Annotated in this window: 14 protein-coding genes; 3 read left to right on the forward strand and 11 right to left on the reverse strand. The window is 73.6% G+C overall.

Annotated elements, in window-relative coordinates; translation table 11 throughout:
* Nucleotides 1–66: 66 nt before the first annotated feature.
* The 5 genes from ACZ5ON_RS00760 to ACZ5ON_RS00780 all read right to left on the reverse strand — a co-directional run bounded on the left by ACZ5ON_RS00760 (nucleotide 67) and on the right by ACZ5ON_RS00780 (nucleotide 5517).
* Nucleotides 67–285, reverse strand: coding sequence for an SCO2195 family GlnR-regulated protein (locus ACZ5ON_RS00760; protein ID WP_465582935.1), 219 nt, complete (start codon nucleotides 283–285; stop codon nucleotides 67–69).
* Nucleotides 286–435: 150 nt separating this feature from the next.
* The gene (lipA, locus tag ACZ5ON_RS00765) at nucleotides 436–1389 is read right to left on the reverse strand and encodes a lipoyl synthase (protein WP_465582939.1); all 954 of its coding nucleotides are present in this window, start codon (nucleotides 1387–1389) and stop codon (nucleotides 436–438) included.
* A 166-nt stretch (nucleotides 1390–1555) separates the two neighbouring features.
* A complete protein-coding gene (lipB, locus tag ACZ5ON_RS00770) occupies nucleotides 1556–2326 on the reverse strand; it encodes a lipoyl(octanoyl) transferase LipB (protein WP_465583916.1) in 771 nt (256 codons plus the stop codon).
* 138 nt (nucleotides 2327–2464) lie between these two features.
* Nucleotides 2465–4627 carry a helix-turn-helix domain-containing protein gene (locus ACZ5ON_RS00775; RefSeq protein WP_465582945.1) on the reverse strand — a complete coding sequence of 721 codons (2163 nt, stop codon included), beginning with the start codon at nucleotides 4625–4627 and terminating at the stop codon, nucleotides 2465–2467.
* A 128-nt stretch (nucleotides 4628–4755) separates the two neighbouring features.
* Nucleotides 4756–5517 (reverse strand): 3-hydroxybutyrate dehydrogenase, encoded by a 762-nt coding sequence (locus ACZ5ON_RS00780; protein WP_465582950.1) that lies wholly within the window; start codon nucleotides 5515–5517, stop codon nucleotides 4756–4758.
* Nucleotides 5518–5818: 301 nt separating this feature from the next.
* Here ACZ5ON_RS00780 and ACZ5ON_RS00785 point away from each other — a divergent pair, with 301 nt between their 5' ends.
* Nucleotides 5819–7594, forward strand: coding sequence for a regulator (locus tag ACZ5ON_RS00785; RefSeq protein WP_465582952.1), 1776 nt, complete (start codon nucleotides 5819–5821; stop codon nucleotides 7592–7594).
* A 119-nt stretch (nucleotides 7595–7713) separates the two neighbouring features.
* Here the strand turns inward: ACZ5ON_RS00785 and ACZ5ON_RS00790 are convergent, their stop codons facing one another.
* Together ACZ5ON_RS00790 and ACZ5ON_RS00795 are read right to left on the reverse strand one after the other, a co-directional pair.
* Nucleotides 7714–9039: an NAD(P)/FAD-dependent oxidoreductase gene (locus ACZ5ON_RS00790; RefSeq protein WP_465582956.1), complete on the reverse strand. Its 1326-nt coding sequence runs from the start codon at nucleotides 9037–9039 to the stop codon at nucleotides 7714–7716.
* Between the two features lie 622 nt (nucleotides 9040–9661).
* Nucleotides 9662–10585 carry a TIGR01777 family oxidoreductase gene (locus ACZ5ON_RS00795; RefSeq protein WP_465582961.1) on the reverse strand — a complete coding sequence of 308 codons (924 nt, stop codon included), beginning with the start codon at nucleotides 10583–10585 and terminating at the stop codon, nucleotides 9662–9664.
* Nucleotides 10586–10649: 64 nt separating this feature from the next.
* Here ACZ5ON_RS00795 and ACZ5ON_RS00800 point away from each other — a divergent pair, with 64 nt between their 5' ends.
* Both ACZ5ON_RS00800 and ACZ5ON_RS00805 read left to right on the forward strand, forming a co-directional pair.
* Entirely contained in the window at nucleotides 10650–11153 is a 504-nt protein-coding gene (locus ACZ5ON_RS00800; RefSeq protein ID WP_465582964.1) for a GNAT family N-acetyltransferase, read from the forward strand.
* 137 nt (nucleotides 11154–11290) lie between these two features.
* A complete protein-coding gene (locus tag ACZ5ON_RS00805; protein WP_465582967.1) occupies nucleotides 11291–12100 on the forward strand; it encodes a hypothetical protein in 810 nt (269 codons plus the stop codon).
* A 15-nt stretch (nucleotides 12101–12115) separates the two neighbouring features.
* Here ACZ5ON_RS00805 and ACZ5ON_RS00810 read toward each other — a convergent pair whose 3' ends face one another.
* The 4 genes from ACZ5ON_RS00810 to lpdA form a co-directional block, all read right to left on the reverse strand.
* Nucleotides 12116–12631: a DUF4240 domain-containing protein gene (locus tag ACZ5ON_RS00810; RefSeq protein WP_465582970.1), complete on the reverse strand. Its 516-nt coding sequence runs from the start codon at nucleotides 12629–12631 to the stop codon at nucleotides 12116–12118.
* A 154-nt stretch (nucleotides 12632–12785) separates the two neighbouring features.
* Nucleotides 12786–14198, reverse strand: a complete 1413-nt coding sequence (locus ACZ5ON_RS00815; protein ID WP_465582975.1) for an esterase/lipase family protein — start codon at nucleotides 14196–14198, stop codon at nucleotides 12786–12788.
* A 158-nt stretch (nucleotides 14199–14356) separates the two neighbouring features.
* A complete protein-coding gene (sucB, locus tag ACZ5ON_RS00820) occupies nucleotides 14357–16162 on the reverse strand; it encodes a 2-oxoglutarate dehydrogenase, E2 component, dihydrolipoamide succinyltransferase (protein ID WP_465582982.1) in 1806 nt (601 codons plus the stop codon).
* Nucleotides 16163–16220: 58 nt separating this feature from the next.
* A complete protein-coding gene (lpdA, locus tag ACZ5ON_RS00825; protein ID WP_344634153.1) occupies nucleotides 16221–17609 on the reverse strand; it encodes a dihydrolipoyl dehydrogenase in 1389 nt (462 codons plus the stop codon).
* Between the last annotated feature and the right edge of the window lie 114 nt (nucleotides 17610–17723).

Genomic DNA, 17723 nt, shown 5'->3' on the forward strand with positions numbered 1-17723 from the left:
GCATCCACAAGCATTCAACGGGGCCCGCCGGCCTTGAGCGGCGGCCGGACCGACCGGCCCGCCCGCTCAGGCCCCTCGGCGGCGCTCCTCGGTGGAGCCGCTCAGCAGCGCCGCACCGCTCTCCCGGTCCGCCGCGTTCCGGCGGTTCTCACAGACGGCCGTCCAGGCGTTCAGCCGGGCCTGCTGCCGTCCGCCCGCGAGCAGCACGCTCTCGGCGAGGCGCAGCGCGCCGCCGACCGAACGGACCTCGCGGACCCGGGCGAGCTTTCCGATGCGTACCTGCATGCCGAGCACTTCCCTCGTCGAGATACGGATTGGGCGGTACGGAGTTGGGCGGTCCCATCCTGACCCGCCGGTGTTACCGTCCGGTGAGCTGACTGTCACTGTCAGATGAAAGCAGAGTGCGGCCGCGGCGTCCGGCGTGATCGGCGCGGGTCAGACGGCCGCCTGCTCACGGCGCTCCAGCGCCTGGCGGTACAGCCGGCCGGCCCGGTACGAGGAGCGCACCAGCGGGCCCGACATGACACCGGCGAAGCCGAGCTCCTCGGCCTCCTCCTGCAGCTCCACGAACTCCTGCGGCTTCACCCAGCGCTCCACGGGGTGGTGGCGCAGCGACGGGCGCAGGTACTGGGTGATGGTGATCAGCTCGCAGCCGGCGTTCACCAGGTCCTCCAGCGCCTGGCTGACCTCCTCGCGGGTCTCGCCCATGCCCAGGATCAGGTTGGACTTGGTCACCAGACCGGCCGCACGGGCCTGCGTGATGACGTCCAACGAGCGCTCGTAGCGGAAGGCGGGGCGGATCCGCTTGAAGATCCGCGGCACCGTCTCGACGTTGTGCGCCAGCACCTCGGGACGGGACGAGAAGACCTCGGCCAGCTGCTCGGGCACCGCGTTGAAGTCCGGGACCAGCAGCTCGACGCCGGTCCGGCCGCCCGCTCGGTCGGCCGTCATTGCGTGCACCTGGCGCACCGTCTCGGCGTACAGCCAGGCGCCGCCGTCCTCCAGGTCGTCACGGGCGACGCCGGTGATGGTGGCGTAGTTGAGGTCCATGGTCAGGATGGACTCGGCGACCCGTCGCGGCTCGTCCCGGTCGAACTCCGCGGGCTTGCCGGTGTCGATCTGGCAGAAGTCGCAGCGGCGGGTGCACTGGTCACCGCCGATGAGGAAGGTGGCCTCGCGGTCCTCCCAGCACTCGAAGATGTTCGGGCAGCCGGCCTCCTGGCAGACCGTGTGCAGACCCTCCTTCTTCACCAGCGACTGGAGGGCGTTGTACTCCGGGCCCATCTTCGCCCGGGTCTTGATCCACTCAGGCTTCCGCTCGATCGGGGTCTCGCTGTTGCGGACCTCCAGGCGAAGGAGCTTCCTGCCGTCGGGTGCGACAGCGGACACGTGCGACTCCTAGAACTAGACGGGGTACCACCAGGGTACGCCTGTGCTTGTGGGGCTTGTGTCGGGCCGGTGCCCCGCATTCGCAGGGCAACAGCACGCGGGTCTGGCCCATTCCCAGTGCGGAGGCCGGGAACGGGCCAGGAGGAACGGCCGGGAAGGGTCGGAATCAGCGGACGAGCGCGGGCTCCGGCAGTTCCGCGAAGACCGCCCGCAAATGCTCCTCGACCACCGGCAGCGCGTCGCCGACCCCGAAGTCCCGACCCAGCTCCGAGGCGATCGACGCCACTCCGGCGTCCCGGATCCCGCACGGCACGATCCGGTCGAACCAGGTCATGTCAGGGTTGCAGTTGAGCGCGAAGCCGTGCATCGTCACACCGCGCGCGACCCGCACCCCGATCGCCGCCAGCTTGCGGTCGTCGCCGCGCTGACCGGCGTTGGAGGGCGCGTACTCGGGCCCGGCCAGCCGGGGGTCGATACCCAGCGGCAGACCCATCCGCAGCGTCAGCTTGCCGATCTCCACCACCTTCGCAGGGTCCACCACCGCGTCCGCGATCGCCTCGCCCAGCACCCACACCCCGCTGCGGCCCTCGACCCGGGTGCTCTCGACACCGAAGCCGGCGCACGAGCGGATCAGCGCCTCCTCCAGCCGGCGCACGTACGCGACCACGTCGATCGGATCCGGCAGCTTGACGATGGGGTAGCCGATCAGCTGGCCCGGACCGTGCCAGGTGATCTCGCCCCCGCGGTTGACCTCGACCACCGGGGTACCGTCCAGCGGGCGGTCCGCCGGGTCGGTGCGCTTGCCCGCGGTGTACACCGGCTGATGCTCGAGCAGCAGTACGGTGTCCGGGATCTCGTCCGCCACCCGCAGCGCATGCAGGCGCTGCTGCTCGGCCCACGCTTCCTCGTACGGCACCAAGCCCTCGCCGATACCCATCCGCACGAACCGCACGTTCTCGCTCACCGCTGCTCCTTGCCAGGCGTTCGAGACCAACTCGGCAAGCGTACGCCTGACCGGGTGAGGCCCGGCTGCTCGGGGCGGACGGACCACTCTCCAGGGGCGGCGGGCTTCTGCTCAGCTCTCCGCGAGGAGCCGCAGGCGCAGTGCGAGCTGGAGCTCCAGCGCGCGTTCGGGCTGGTCCCAGTCGCGCCCGAGCAGCGCCCCGATCCGGTCCAGCCGCTGCACCACGGTGTTCACATGGACGTGCAGGTCGTCCTTGGCCCTGGTCAGGCTGCCGCCGCAGGCGAAGTAGGCGCGCAGGGTGCGGACCAGCTCGGTGCCGCGCCGGGCGTCGTACTCCAGCAGCGGCCCGAGCGTGCTCGCCACGAAACCCTCCACCCGGTGGCCGTCACCGAGCAGGACTCCGAGGAACCCCAGTTCGGCGGCGCCGGCGCCGTGGCCGACCCGTCCGAGCACCCGCAGCGCGCGTACGCACCGCACCCCTTCCGAGTAGGAGGCGGCCAGCGCGACGGGACCGGTTGCTACCCGGCCGGCGCCGACCGTGACCGGGGAGCCCAGCAGCCCGGCCAGCCGTTCGGCGGCCTGGGCCGCCCGCTGCCCGGGAGAGTGCGATCCGTCGTCGGGGAGCAACAGGGCCACCGCCTCGCCGTGCTCGGCGCTGAGGCCCCTGGTCCCGAACAGGTGGCGGACGGCGGCCCGGGGCAGCCGGCTCCGGTCCTCGGGCGCGGCTTCGGCGACCAGTACCAGGTGCGGCCAGCCGAGGTCGACGCCGAGACGGCGGCCGCGAGCGGTGAGCCCGGCGGGGTCGCGGTCCGGAGCGGTGAGCAGATCGGTGAGGAGTTCGCCGCGGACCCGGTTCTCGGTCTCGGCGACCGAGCGGCGCAGCAGCAGGAGCAGCGCGGTGACCACGGCGGAGCGCTCGAACAGGCGGCGGTCCGCGTGGTCCAGGTCCGGCCGGCCCTGCAGCAGCAGGCTGCCGAGCAGCTCCTGTCCGGCCAGCACCGCGCAGACCCAGCTCTCCCCGTGCCGGACGGCGCGCCCGTCGCTGCGCGAGGCGGCGAGCGCCCGGGCCAGTCCCCTACTTGCCCTACTTGCCAGCTCGCCTCCGGGCGCTCCTACCACGGCGCCGACACTCGCCCCCAGCCTTGGCGGCCGGGAGGTGCCCCCGGCTCCGGCACTCTCCCCCAGCCCCCGGCCGGCGGTCCCCCCTTCGCTCGCTTGTCGCTCGTCCCCGCGGCGGAGCCGCTGATGGGCACTTCCGGCACCGGCGCGCCGCCCCCAGCCTCCGGGCCTGGGGGTCCCCCCGGCCGAAGGCCGGGGGACGGGTACCCCCTCGGCTCGGGGCCTGCCGTCCCGGCCGCGGCCGGCCAGCCGGCCGCCCTCGGCGTCCCGTACGGTGACCTCGCCGCCGAGCAGGGCGGCGACCTCGGCGGCCACGTCGGGTACCTCGGCGCCGCGCAGCACCAGGTCGGTGAGTCGGTCGTGGGCCTGTTCGGCGCGCTGGACGGCGGCGGCGTGCGCCCGGATGACGGCGTTGGCGGCGTTCAGCTCGGCCAGCGCGGCCCGGGTGTCGGACAGCGACTTCGCGTAGTCCAGGGCGATGGCGGCGTGCGCGGCGAGCGAGCACAGCAGTGCGACCTCGTCGGGGGAGAAGGAGCGCGGGGTGCGGTCGGCGGCGAACAGCACCCCGATCACCCGGCCGCCGACCAGCAGCGGCACCCCGATGATCGCCACCAGTCCCTCGTCAAGGACCCCGGCGTCAATCCGGTCGGTGTGGCGGAAGCGCTCGTCGGTGCGGTAGTCGTCGGTCGCGTAGGGGCGGGCGGTCTGTGCGACCAGTCCGCCCAGGCCGTCCCCGAGGCTCAGGCGCAGGGTCTGGAACAGCTCCGAGACCGAACCGTCGGTGACCCGCACGTAGGTGTCCCCGGCCGCGGGGTCGGGGAGGGTGAGGTACGCGGTGTCGGTGCCGAGCAGCATCCTGGCCCGGCGGACGATCGCCTGCAGGACGGTGTCCAGGTCCCGCGAGGCGGAGAGGTCGCCGGCAGTGTCGAAGAGCGCGGTCAGCTCCGCCTCCCGGCGCCGGTGCTGACGCAGGGTCCGGTGCACGCTCATGGCCTGCCAGGCGGCCGCGTCGATCTCGGCCAGTACGGCGGCCGGGGCACCCTGCCGCCGGGCCTCGGCCGGCACCTCGGCGAGCTCCTCCGCGGCGGCACCGGATGCGAGCAGGGCGAGCAGGCTGTGCAGCGCCGGGGCGGAACTGGTGTGAGGGTCGTCCATGGTGCGCGCCATCGTGCCAGGTCCGGCCCGGACGGGGAACGCCCAGGGCTTTCCCGGCCTCGTACCGGGGAGCACGAGAGCGCGCCCGGCCGACCGCGCGCCGCCGTACGGCCATCGGTGCGCAGTCCTCAGTGAGCGGTCCAGCCGCCGTCCACGGGCAGGCTCGCGCCGGTGATGTACGCGCTGTCGGGGGAGCACAGCCACAGGGCGATCCGGGCCACCTCCGCCGGCTCGATCAGGCGCTTGACGGCGGTGCGGGCGAGCATGATCCGCTCCACCACCTCCTCCTCCCGGATGCCGTGCACCCGGGCCTGGTCGGCGATCTGCCGCTGCACCAGGGGAGTCCGCACGTACGCGGGACTGATGCAGTTGCTGGTCACGCCGTACGGAGCCCCCTCCAGGGCGACCGTCTTGCTCAGCCCCTCCAGGCCGTGCTTGGCGGTCACGTACGCGGACTTGAAGGCGCTGGCCCGCAGACCGTGCACGGAGGAGATGTTGACGACCCGGCCCCACCCGCGCGCGTACATCCGCGGCAGGGTGCGGCGCAGGATCCGGAACGGTGCCTCCACCATGATCCGCTGGATCAGCGCGAACCGCTCCGGAGGGAGCTCGTGTACGGGCGCGACGTGCTGCAGGCCGGCGTTGTTGACCACGATGTCCGCGTCGTCCGGCAGCGCGTCCACGGCTGAGGGGTCGGCGAGGTCGGCGACGAAGGCCGATCCGCCCGTCCGGTGGGCGAGTTCCTCGGCCGCGGCGGCCGCCACGTCGACGACGTAGATCCGGGCGCCGGCTGCGGCGAAGGCCTCCGCACAGGCCCGGCCGATGCCCGAGGCGGCGCCGGTGACCAGTGCCGTACGGCCGTCGAGCGGGCGGCGGGAAGTGGTGTCCATGGCTGAGAACGGTAGGAACGCGCAGCCGCCCACTCCTATGTGACGGACCGCCACAACACTCCGCATGCGAGTGGTGCTGACCGCTATGGGACGGAAACGGGCGGAGTCACACATGCACCCAAACACGTTCAGCCCCACCTTCCTCACAATGGGCGCCACTGAGTCACCCGTTCGGAGGATTGGCCGCCCAGATCCGCCCATAGCGGCAAAATGCCCGCTACATTCACGCCGACTCCCGACAGGGGGCGCCGCCCCGGGTACCGGGGTACTGGTGCGGCGCTAGAGAGGTGTTGAGACCGACATGCCCCAAACGCCCGCAACCGACCGCCCGACGAACACGTACGGACAGCTCGACCCGCACCACGCGCCGGCCGGGACACCCCCGCACGCCGACGACCACGGTCAGACCGATGCCCTGCGGTCCGCCGGGGCCACCCAGGCGGCGGACCCGCAGCCGGCGCACGCCCAGGCCGTGCACGTCCAGCCCGTGCACGGCGCCGCTCACGGCACCCACGGTGCCGACCGGACCCAGAACCCGCGGCTCGCCGCCCTGATCGAGGAGGCCGGGTTCTCGCACGCCGGTCTCGCCCGCCGGGTCGATCAGCTGGGCCTGGAGCACGGCCTGGACCTGCGCTACGACAAGACCTCCGTGACTCGCTGGCTGCGCGGCCAGCAGCCCCGCGGCGCCACCCCCGCGCTGATCGCCGAGGTCTTCACCCGGCGTCTCGGCCGCCGCTTCTCCGCCCAGGACATCGGCCTGGACGCCTGCGCCCCCGTCTACGCCGGACTCGAGTTCGCCGAGACCCCGCAGGAGGCCGTGGACATCGTCGCCAGCATGTGGCGCAAGGACAACGGCCCGCAGTCCGAGCTGCGCCGGATCGCCTTCACCCCGGCCGGCCTGGTCGTCCCCAGCCGGGACTGGCTGATCGGCCGCACCGACGAGCGGGTCGCCCGCGACGGCTCCGTCCCGGGCGCGGACGACCGCCCGGCGATCCCCGGCGCCCGGCCCGGCACCCCGGCCGCCCCGGCTCAGGCGGCCATCCCGGCCCAACTGCTGGTTCAGGCGCCGATGGTTCGGGTGCCGTCCCAGAGCCGCGGCCCCGGCGGTCCGGCCCGGGCCGCCGGTACCGAGCCGGGCGAGCCCGCCGTACGCGAGCAGCGCCCGGCGCTACGGGTCGGCCGGGGCGACATCGCTGCCATCCGTGCCGTCGGCGACCTCTTCCGCGCCCTGGACCAGGCGTACGGCGGCGGTCACGCCCGGCAGGCACTGGTCCGGTACCTGGAGAGCGAGGCCGAACCGATGCTGCGCGGCCGGTACGGCGAGCAGATCGGCCGGGCCCTGTTCGGCGCGGTCGCCGACCTCACCAGACTGGCCGGCTGGACGTCCTTCGACATCGCCGCACACGGCCTCGCCCAGCGGTACTTCGTACAGGCGCTTCGGCTGTCCCAGGCGGCGGGGGACCGGCCGCTCGGCGGCCACGTCCTCACCACCATGAGCCAGCAGGCAGTCCACCTGGGCCACGGCCGGGAGGCCATCCAGCTCGCCAGAGTGGCCCAGCAGGGCGTCGGCACCGCCGTACCGCCGACCGTGCAGGCCCTGATGCACGCCGCCGAGGCGCGCGGCCACGCCCTGGTCGGCGACGTGCGCTCCTGCACCACCGCCATGGTCCGCTGCGAACGGGCCCTGGGCACCGCCCGGACCGGCGACGACCTGCCCACCTGGGCCCGCCACTTCGACGAGGCCCAGCTGGCCGACGAGTTCGCCCACTGCTACCGGGACCTCCAGCAGTGGCGCCCGGCCGCCCAGCACGCCGAGAAGTCCCTGCGGCTGCGGGCCCCCGCCTTCGCCCGCAGCCGGATCTTCTGCCGGATGGTGCTCGCCACCGCCCGCCTCGGCATGGGTGACGTGGACGATGCCTGCGGCATCGCCGCCGACTCCCTGCGGGCGGCGGGGGAAATGCGCTCGGCCCGCACCGTCGAGTACCTCCGCGACTTCCACCGCCGCCTGGCCCCCTACCGGGGCAGTCAGGCCGCCCGCTCCTTCGAGGAGGCCGCCCGCCAGACCGGCGTCATCTGAGCGCAGGCCCCCGGTATCGGGCCGGATCGGCGCGGGACCCCGAGGCGGGCACGGCGGGCCGGTGCCGCGGCTGGTCCGCGACGCCGGCCGCCGTGCCCGGGCCGCCCGGAGCGAGTCGGCTACGCCGCCTCCGCCGCCCGCGCGGTCGCCGGTACCCGGAGGTCGCGCAGCACGGCCTGCGCCGCCCGCCGTCCGGAGACCAGCGCGCCCTGCACGGTGCTGGTGTCCCGGTGGTCGCCGCAGGCGTACAGCCCGGCCAGCAGGCGCACCGGGCGCCGGAAGTTGTGCGGCGGCGGCATCGCCGGCACGGCGTCCGGGACGTGGCGCACGCTCAGGAACTCCCAGCCCGAGGTGGACGTGCCGTACAGCTCGGCCAGCCGGCGCCGGACCAGCGGCTCGTACCCGGCGGGACCGCCCGGCTCGAAGCTGCGGCGTCCGAGCACGGTGGTGGCGATCAGCGCCTGTCCGGGCGGTGCGTACGAGGGGTCCACCTCGCTCAGCACCAGCGAGTGGGAGAGCACGGCCCGGCCGCCGGGCCGGTCGGCGTCGAGGAGCAGGAGGGCCTCGCCCAGCGGTGAGCGGTCCGCGGCGTGGTAGTAGGTGGTCACCGGGTGGTGGTCCGGTACCCGCAGGCCGGGGAGCAGGGTGGCCGCCGACTGGGCGTCGGTGGCCAGCAGCACCGCGCGGGCGGCGATACGTCCGTGCCCGGCGGTGTCGACGCCGTCGGCGGCGATCGCGGTGACCCGGACGCCGAGCCGGATCGTCCCGGCGGGAAGCCGTTCGGCCAACTGCGCCGGGACCGCGCCGATGCCGGCGGCGGGCAGGCAGAGCCGTCCGCGCGCGTAGGAGCGCAGCACCACGTCGGCGACCCGGCTGCTGGTGCCGAGCGTGGGATCGCTGAGCAGGGCGCCGAGCAGCGGGCGCAGGAAGCCGTCCACGGCGCGGGGGGCCAGGCCCCGCTCGGCCAGCGCACGGGCGATGGTGGTCTCCGGCCGGGTCAGCAGTCGCTGGACGGGGGTGGCGGCGAGCCGGGTGAGGGAGGCGCCGAGCCTGGCCTTGTCCAGCGGGCTGCCCAGCGGGCCGCGGGTGGCGGCCTGCCGGGCGGCGGTCTGCTGCGGATCGCCCACGCGGTAGCGGCGGATCCCGCTGTGCACCAGGACACCGGGGGCGAGCGGACGCAGCTCCAGCCGGTCCAGATCGAGCCGGCGGCGTGGCTCGGGGAAGTCGGTGTTCAGCAGGTGGCCGCCGTTGTCCAGGCGGAAGCCGTCGAGTTCGCGGCCGGCCGTCCGGCCGCCGATCCGCTCGGTCGCCTCCAGCACCTGGACGGTCACGCCTCGGCTGGTGAGCGCCTGAGCGGCGGCCAGGCCCGCGAGCCCGGCGCCCACCACGACGACGTCCGGATCGGACTGCCGGCGGGTGCGGCGAGTGAAGTCATGTGCGGGCACGAGTGTGCTCCTCCCTGATCCCTGGGGAACCGGCCGACGCGGGCAACAGGCTGCCGGGGTACGGTCCGACGATGTGATGCCCAGTCAGTGAGGCGATCAGGCAGAGAAGTTCGTTCGAATCGGGGGCCTCCCTGGGCATCGGCGGCATGGTGCGGGGTGCGGTCACGGACTGTGCGCAGGAACGGCGCATTCCCCGGTTCGGCGGGCGCGTACGGTCACCAGGGGCGTACGGCGCGCCGCCCGGATGCCACCGTGCGCCCCCTCCATCCGCCCCACCCGCCCTGGTCCGTACGCTCCCTGGACGTTCCCCGGACATTCCGGTGCGGCACGGCCGGCGTGCGGCACCCCGGGGTGCGCGGGGTGCCCCACGTCCGGTCCGCCGCACCGGATCCGGCACCCGCCTTCGGCAGGGCGCAATACCGGGGCGCGAGGAGTCTTGCGCGCAATGGTGCACCGCCGTTGCGGGCTGGCCGCGCGGTCCCGTGCCCTCGGAGGCATTGGGCGGATCAGGTGCTTGGAAGGCCCTCCCGTCCAGTGGATCGCCCGTGCCGGCCCACTGCTCCGGCCGGTCCCGCCGCGACGGTGCCGGTCCCGCGGCCCGAGGGCCCTGCCCGGCCGGGGATCAGGCGCCCGGCTGCCGCTCCAGCGCCGCCCGTACCGCCGAATCCGCATCCGGGTGCCGGAAGCGGAACCCGGCGTCCAGGAGCCGCTTGGGCAGGACCCGGTGGCTTCCGCAGACCTCCACCGCCATTTCGCCGAGCGCCAGCCGCAGCACCGGCTCCGGCACCGGGAACGGCGTCGGCCGCCCGAGCCCGCGACCCATCGCCTCGGTCAGCTCCCGGTTGGTGACCGGCTCGGGGCCGGTGAGGTTGAACGGCCCGCTCAGCTCCGGCCGGTCGATCAGGAACCGCAGCGCCGCGACCTCGTCCGCCAGCGAGATCACCGCCCAGTACTGGTCGCCCGAGCCCAGCCGCCCGCCCAGTCCCAGCCGGAACAGCGGGAACAGCCGTCCGCCCGCGCCGCCCTCCGCCGAGAGCACCAGTCCGGTGCGGGCGTACGCGACCCGGATCCCGGCGTCCTCGGCGGGCCGGGCGGCGGCCTCCCACTCGACGCAGACCCGCGCCAGGAAGTCGTCCCCGGCGGGCGCGTCCTCGTCGATGATCCGGTCGCCGGTCTGGCCGTAGTAGCCGACGGCGGAGGCGTTCACCAGGACCCGGGGCGGCTCCTTGGCCCCGGCGATGGCGGCGGCGATGGTCTCGGTGCCGAGCACCCGGCTGTCCCGGATCTCCTGCCGGTAGGAGTCCGTCCACCGGTGGTCGCCGACCCCGGCGCCGGCCAGGTTCACCACGGCCTCGACCCCGTCGAGGCCGGCCCGGTCGATCTGCATCCGATGCGGGTTCCAACCGACCCCGACCGTGCCGTCCGACTGCCTGCCGGTCCTCGTCCGGTGGCGGACCAGCCGCACCACCTCGTGGCCGTCCGCCAGCAGAGAGCGGACGAGCGCCGAACCGATCAGACCCGTTGACCCTGTCACCGCGATACGCATGGGGCCATCGTGCCAGGTCGTAAAACCGTGGTCGGGGAGCCGCCCGCTGAATAGCATGTCGGCCATGCGATCTGACAGTGTGACCATACGAGGAGCACTGACCGAGGACGGCCCGCAGCTCGCCGTGATCGACCACGAGGCCTGGTCCTGGACGAGCGACGTCCTGCCGCAACCCGCCAGGGACGTCGAGTACTTCAACGAGCGGCGCGCACCCGAGCAGTTCCTGGTCGCCGAGTCGCAGGGTCTGGTGGTCGGTTACGTCCGGCAGGTGCCGGCGACGCCGCTGGAGAGCAACCGACACATCCGCCAGATCCAGGGCTTCGCGGTACTGCCGGAGGCTCGGGGCCGGGGCATCGGCGCCCTGCTGCTCGACGCCGCGGTCGAGGCCGCCCGCGCCGACCGGATCCGCCGCCTCACCCTGCGGGTGCTCGGCTGGAACGTGAACGCCCGACGGCTCTACGAGCGGGCCGGGTTTACGGTGGACGGAATCCTGCCGGGGGAGTTCCACCTCGACGGCCACTACGTGGACGACGTGCTGATGGGACTCGACCTGGTGGACCGCGCCTGAACCCGGCACGCGCCGGCCCGGTCCGCTTCCTGATCCCCCGCTGCAGATCCTCTGCGACCTGGGCGACGTGACGAAGGTCGGGCGAGGAGTCCTAAGCCGTCTGCCGAGGCCGGGCGGCGACCGGTACGGTACCGTACGTGAGCGATTCGACTCCGGCGGGCCGGAACCGAGAGCCGGGCCTCGGGGCGTTCGGCGGCGCACCGGAAGGCCGGTGGGACGGGGGCGACCGGGCCGAACCGGCTCCGTCGTCCGCGCGGAAGTCGCGGAGGCCCCTCGGCGGGCTGATCGTCAGCCTGGTGGTCGCCGTCTTCGCGACGGCGGCGCTCACCGGGCTGGTCTGGATCGTCGCCGATTCGGACGGTCCGGACGACGTCGCCGCGCTGCCCTTCCTCGGCACCGCCAAGGCCGGCCCGGGACGGCCGGCCCGGGATGCTACCCCCACCATCATGGCGCCGGACGGCCCCGTAAGTGACCCGGTGCACGGTTGGACCATCCCGCTGCCCGCCGGCTGGACCTCGGACCGGCACAGCCGTGACGCCGCCGTCCACCTCTCCACCACCCCGTACTCCTGCGCCACCCCGGCGGGCTGTGCACGTGGCATCTTCGCCATCGGCACGGTACCGGTGACCGGCCCTGACGCGGTCGCGGTCGCCCGCGCGGCGATGGCGGACACCGCACCGGCGCTCTTCGGCGAACTCGCCTCGCACCGGCAACTGCCCTCCGGGCCGGTCGCGGTGGCGGGCAGGCGAGGCTTCGCCGAGCGCTGGCACGTGGTGCCGAAGGGCGGCGTCCAGGGGTACGTCCTGGTGGTGGCCGTCCCGGCGCACGGCGGCGGCTTCACCGTGCTGACCGGATCGGTGGACGACGACCCCCTGGCGCCGGACCCGGCGGTGCTCGACCGGATCGTCCAGGGCATCAGGGCGAGCTCGGGCGGCGCGGGCGACTGAGGCTCGCCGTCACCCTCAACTTCCGTACCTTTCCCACAGCTTGGGGAACCGCTTCGCCATCAGCGCGGCGTCCTCGAAGTCGAACGGCGCGCCCTCGGGCCGGCTCGGCTGCTCGATCCCGAGATCGGGCAACGGCAGCCCGGTGAGCTGCTCGTGCGCCTCGTCGGCGGCATAGCCGAGGTCCTCGGCCTCGCCGTCCTCCTCCTCGTCGAAGTCCGGTACCAGCTCGGCCAGATCGTCCGGCTGGTGCAGGGCCCCCTCGAAGACCTCCCGGCCCTGGCCGATCAGCCAGCAGCGGAAGTAGTCGAAGGCGTCCTCCGATGCGCCGCCGAGCAGCAGGTGCGCGGCCGCCCAGAGATCGATCCGGTAGGCGCGCTGGAACCGGGCCTCGAAGAGCCGCGCGAAGTCGAGCACATCGTCCGGCGTCAGCTGCGCGAGCCGCTCGACCAGCGCGTCGGCCTGGTCGTCGGGGTCGCCGTCGGCCGCGTCCCGGGTCTCGTCGATGAGCTGCCAGAAGTCCGTCTCGTACATCACCGCTCCAGCATCGCCGCTCGTCAGGGCGAATGCGTGCGTTGACGCCCGTGCGGAGTGGCGCGCCTTCGCCGGGGGCCCGGGGCCGGGTCCGGAAGCGCTCGGGACCCCGGTGCAGCCGATGGCCGCCCCGGGCGGACTCCCCGCCCCAGGGTCACTCGTCGCTCACCAGCAGCAGCGCGGTGACCGCCTCCGTGCGCCCGCTGTCCTTCACCACGGCCCGGTACGCACCGGGCGCAAGGCCCTGGATCACCGTCCGGTGGTGGCCGCCCCCGAGGTTTCGCAGCGCGTGCCGCCGCACCTCCCCGGTGGGTGAACCCAACTCCTCCAGGCTCACCTGAACTGCCAACTCGTCGGTGTAAGGGGCGAATTGATTGATGACCACCTCGATCCGGCAGTCCTCCCCGTGGGCCAGTTGCTCCGGCGCCCGTACGCTCAGCCCGCCCGGGTCCGCCTCACCTCCCCGGTGGTACGGCGGCTCGGGGGCGAGCCAGCCCCACAGGTCCTCCCGGACGGACCGGTGGTTCTGCAGCGAACCGTGCAGCTCGCACGGGGTACGGACGGCGGAGGCCGGTCCCGGGTGGCCGAGCGGGCAGGCGGAGAGCCTGGGGACCCGGCCGTCGCCGCCCTCGTCCACACCGCCGATGCTCTCCAGCGGGAGAAGTCGTTCACCCTCCCAGGCGACCGTGGTTGCGGTCGGTTGGCGGACTCCGGTCACGGGCAGCAGCTCATAGCCCGGACGGCCGGCCCGGGACTCGGCGGCCTGCCGGATCTCGCGGTGGAAGGCGACCGCCTCGGCCAGCAACCGCTCGTCCACCCCGGGCAGTCCGGCCACTTCCGCCGGGCGCAGCAGGGAGCCGTCGGGGCCGGGCAGGCAGCCGTAGCCGGGCAGCAGCTCGTGCAGCGAGGGCAGGCTGCGGGCGAAGGCGGTGAGGTCGACGGCCAGTCGGCCCCAGCCCCGGTGCACACCGTTGACCAGGTGGAGCAGGGCGTCCGGTGAACCCCGGTGCGGAGTGCCGAGGGTGATCAGCCGACGGGTGATCCCGCGGCCGCCGCGGCACTCGACGTAGTGCCGGGCGACCAGACCACCCATCGAGTGGCAGATGAAGACGACCCGGGCCTCCCGCCGGCTGGCGGCCGAGGCCCGCCAGCGGTCGAGGGCCCGCTCGACGGCGGCGCCGAGCCGGGCCGAGTTGTGGCGGCAGGAGAGCCGCCAGTCGTACCCGAACGCGAGCAGGTTGGCCGGGGACCTGTCGGACGGGTGCCGATCGAGGGTGAACTGGTGCTCCAGCCAGTCCAGCAGGCGTGAGTAGCCGTCGACGGCGAGCCCGGTGCCGGGCAGCGCGTGCAGGTCGTGCATCAGGCCGACGGCCCGTACACCGTCGTCGAAGTCGGGATCGGCCGACCGTACGGCGAGCCTGGGGGCGGCGCCCGCGAAGGCCCGGATGCCCCGCAGCAGGGCGCCGCCGGAGAGGTCCCAGACCGGTCGACCGTCCGCGTCGACGAGCCGGCTGCCCATGATCCCGGGCACCACCACGACCAGGTCCTCGACCCGCTCCCGCACCACGCCCCACCCCCTGAAGCTCCAGACCGGCCCACGTTACCGCCAGTCGCGCCCATTGCGGGCAACTCCCGTACGCACCAAGGGCGGTGCCCCGCTCCGTACGCGCTGGACGCGACGGAACGGGGCACCGCCCTTGCGGCTACCGGCCGATCAGAGGCCGATCAGAGGCCGAGCTCGACCTCGAACTCGCCGGCCTCGAGGATCTCCTTGACGGCCACCAGGTAGCGGGCGGCGTCGGCACCGTCCACCAGGCGGTGGTCGTAGGAGAGCGACAGGTAGGTCATGTCGCGGATGCCGATGGCGGTGCCGCCCTCGGCCTCGATGACGACCGGGCGCTTGACGGTGGCACCGATGCCCAGGATGGCGACCTGGTTCGGCGGCACGATGACGGTGTCGAACAGCGCACCGCGCGAGCCGGTGTTGCTGATGGTGAAGGTGGCGCCGGACAGCTCGTCCGGGGTGATCTTGCTGTCGCGCACCTTGCTGGCCAGCTCGGCGGTCTTCTTGGAGATACCGGCGATGTTGAGGTCGCCCGCACCCTTGATGACCGGGGTCATCAGACCCTTCTCCGAGTCCACCGCGATACCGATGTTCTCGGTGTCGAAGTAGGTGATGGTGCCCTCGGACTCGTTGATCCGGGCGTTGACGACCGGGTGGCTCTTCAGCGCCTGGGCGGCGGCCTTGACGAAGAACGGCATCGGGGACAGCTTCACGCCCTCGCGGGCGAGGAAGGCGTCCTTGGCCTTGCCGCGCAGCGTCATGATCTTGGTGATGTCCACCTCGACCACGGTGGTCAGCTGCGCCTGCTCGTGCAGGGCCTTCATCATGTTGTCGCCGATGACCTTGCGCATGCGGGTCATCTTGACCGTCTGACCGCGCAGCGGGGACGGCGCGGCGGCAGCGGCCTTCGGCGCGGCGGCCGGGGCGGCGGCCGGAGCGGCGACCGCGGCCTTGGCGGCCTCGGCGGCGGCCAGGACGTCCTGCTTGCGGATGCGGCCGCCGACACCGGTGCCGGTGACGGACGAGAGGGCCACACCGTGCTCGGCCGCGAGCTTGCGGACCAGCGGGGTGACGTAGGCGTCGCCGGCCTCGGCGGCCGGGGCGGCGGCCGGAGCCGGGGCAGCAACCGGAGCCGGGGCGGTAACCGGAGCCGGGGCGGCAACCGGAGCCGGGGCCGGGGCAGCGGCGGGGGCCGGAGCCGGGGCCGGGGCCGGGGCAGCGGCGGGGGCCGGAGCCGGGGCCGGAGCGGCCGGGGCGGCGGCCGGAGCCGGGGCAGCAACCGGAGCCGGAGCAGCGGCGGCCGGAGCGGCACCCGCGGCACCGATCAGCGCGAGCTGGGCGCCGACCTCGGCGGTCTCGTCCTCGCCGACCAGGATCTTCACCAGGACACCGGCGACCGGCGACGGGATCTCGGTGTCGACCTTGTCGGTCGAGACCTCCAGCAGCGGCTCGTCCACCTCGACGGTGTCACCCTCGGCCTTCAGCCAGCGGGTGATGGTGCCCTCGGTGACCGACTCGCCCAGGGCGGGGAGCACCACCGGGGTGCCCGCAGCGGCGGTGGCCGGGGCGGCGGCCGGAGCCGGGGCAGCAGCCGGGGCCGGAGCGGCGGGAGCCTCGGCGACCGGGGCCGGAGCAGCCGGAGCAGCCGGAGCGGCAGCGGCGGCCGGGGCGGCAGCGGCGGCCGGGGCGGCAGCGGCGGCCGGGGCGGCAGCGGCGGCCGGGGCGCCGGTGCCGTCGTCGATGACGGCCAGCTCGGCGCCGACCTCGACCGTCTCGTCCTCGGCGACCTTGATCGAGGTCAGGATGCCGGAGGCCGGGGCGGGGATCTCGGTGTCGACCTTGTCGGTCGACACCTCCAGCAGCGGCTCGTCGGCCTCCACGCGCTCACCCTCGGCCTTCAGCCAGCGGGTGACAGTACCCTCGGAAACGCTCTCGCCCAGCGCGGGCAGTGTTACTGAGACCGCCATGGTTTCAGCGACTCCTATCAAGTCTTGCGTACGGGAAATGGGGAAGTAAGAGCCGCGATCAGTCGTGCGCGTGCAGCGGCTTGCCGGCCAGCGCCAGGTGCGCCTCGCCGAGGGCCTCGGACTGGGTCGGGTGGGCGTGGATGAGCTGCGCGACCTCGGCCGGCAGGGCCTCCCAGTTGTAGATCAGCTGGGCCTCGCCGACCTGCTCGCCCATGCGGGCGCCGACCATGTGGACGCCGACCACGGCGCCGTCCTTGACCTGGACCAGCTTGATCTCACCGGCGGTCTTCAGGATCTTGCTCTTGCCGTTGCCGGCCAGGTTGTACTTGAGGGTGACGACCTTGTCCTTGCCGTACAGCTCGACGGCCTTGGACTCGGAGATGCCGACCGAGGCCACCTCGGGGTTGGAGTAGGTCACGCGCGGCACGCCGTCGTAGTCCAGCGGGACCGGCTTGAGGCCGGCCAGGCGCTCGGCGACCAGGATGCCCTCGGCGAAGCCGACGTGGGCCAGCTGCAGGGTCGGGACGAGGTCACCGACGGCAGAGATGGTCGGGACGTTGGTGCGCATGTACTCGTCGACCAGGACGTAGCCGCGGTCCATCGCGACGCCGTTCTCCTCGTAGCCGAGGCCGGCCGAGACCGGGCCGCGGCCGATGGCGACGAGCAGCAGGTCGGCGTCGATCTGCTTGCCGTTCTCGGTGGAGACGCGCACACCGGTCTCGGTGTACTCGACGCCGGAGAAGCGGGCCTTCAGCTCGAACTTGATGCCGCGCTTGCGGAAGGCGCGCTCCAGCAGCTTGGAGGAGTTCTCGTCCTCCAGCGGGACCAGGTGCGGCAGCGCCTCGACGATGGTGACGTCGACGCCGAAGGACTTCCAGACCGAGGCGAACTCGACGCCGATCACGCCGCCGCCGAGGATGACGGCCGACTTCGGGATGCGGTCCAGCTTGAGCGCGTGGTCCGAGGAGATGATCCGGTTGCCGTCGATCTCCAGGCCCGGGATCGAGCGCGGCACGGAGCCGGTGGCGAGGATGATGTGGCGGCCCTCGATGCGCTGGCCGTTGACGTCCACCGAGGTCTGCGAGGAGAGCTTGCCCGCGCCCTGGATGAAGTGGACCTTGCGGGAGGCCACCAGGCCCTGCAGGCCCTTGTACAGGCCGGCGATGACGTCGTCCTTGTACTTGTGGACACCGTTGATGTCGATGCCCTGGAAGGTGGCCAGGACGCCGAACTCGGCGGCTTCCTTGGTCTCGTCGGCGATCTCTGCGGCGTGCAGCAGAGCCTTGGTGGGGATGCAGCCGCGGTGCAGGCAGGTGCCGCCCAGCTCACCCTTCTCGATCAGCGCAACGCTCAGCCCGAGCTGAGCGGCGCGGAGCGCCGCGGCGTAACCGCCGCTTCCGCCTCCGAGAATGACTACGTCGAAAACGGTGCTGGCGTCGTTCGCCACGTCACGTCCTCCATGCAAAGGGGTGCGGTTCGCCGGGCCGGTCACGGTCCGGTGGGGAAGCCCTGGTAAGGCGCCCAGTCGTGCCGGAAATACATCTTCGCACTTGTTGGCGGC

The organism is Kitasatospora sp. NPDC032150 (assembly GCF_055579945.1).

Coding starts and splice junctions, on each gene's coding strand:
- ACZ5ON_RS00760 (WP_465582935.1), bottom strand. CDS start 285: ATGCAGGTACGCATCGGAAAGCTCGCCCGGGTCCGCGAGGTCCGTTCG.
- lipB (WP_465583916.1), bottom strand. CDS start 2,326: ATGGGTATCGGCGAGGGCTTGGTGCCGTACGAGGAAGCGTGGGCCGAG.
- ACZ5ON_RS00775 (WP_465582945.1), bottom strand. CDS start 4,627: ATGGACGACCCTCACACCAGTTCCGCCCCGGCGCTGCACAGCCTGCTC.
- ACZ5ON_RS00780 (WP_465582950.1), bottom strand. CDS start 5,517: ATGGACACCACTTCCCGCCGCCCGCTCGACGGCCGTACGGCACTGGTC.
- ACZ5ON_RS00785 (WP_465582952.1), top strand. CDS start 5,819: ATGCCCCAAACGCCCGCAACCGACCGCCCGACGAACACGTACGGACAG.
- ACZ5ON_RS00795 (WP_465582961.1), bottom strand. CDS start 10,585: ATGCGTATCGCGGTGACAGGGTCAACGGGTCTGATCGGTTCGGCGCTC.
- ACZ5ON_RS00800 (WP_465582964.1), top strand. CDS start 10,650: ATGCGATCTGACAGTGTGACCATACGAGGAGCACTGACCGAGGACGGC.
- ACZ5ON_RS00810 (WP_465582970.1), bottom strand. CDS start 12,631: ATGTACGAGACGGACTTCTGGCAGCTCATCGACGAGACCCGGGACGCG.
- sucB (WP_465582982.1), bottom strand. CDS start 16,162: ATGGCGGTCTCAGTAACACTGCCCGCGCTGGGCGAGAGCGTTTCCGAG.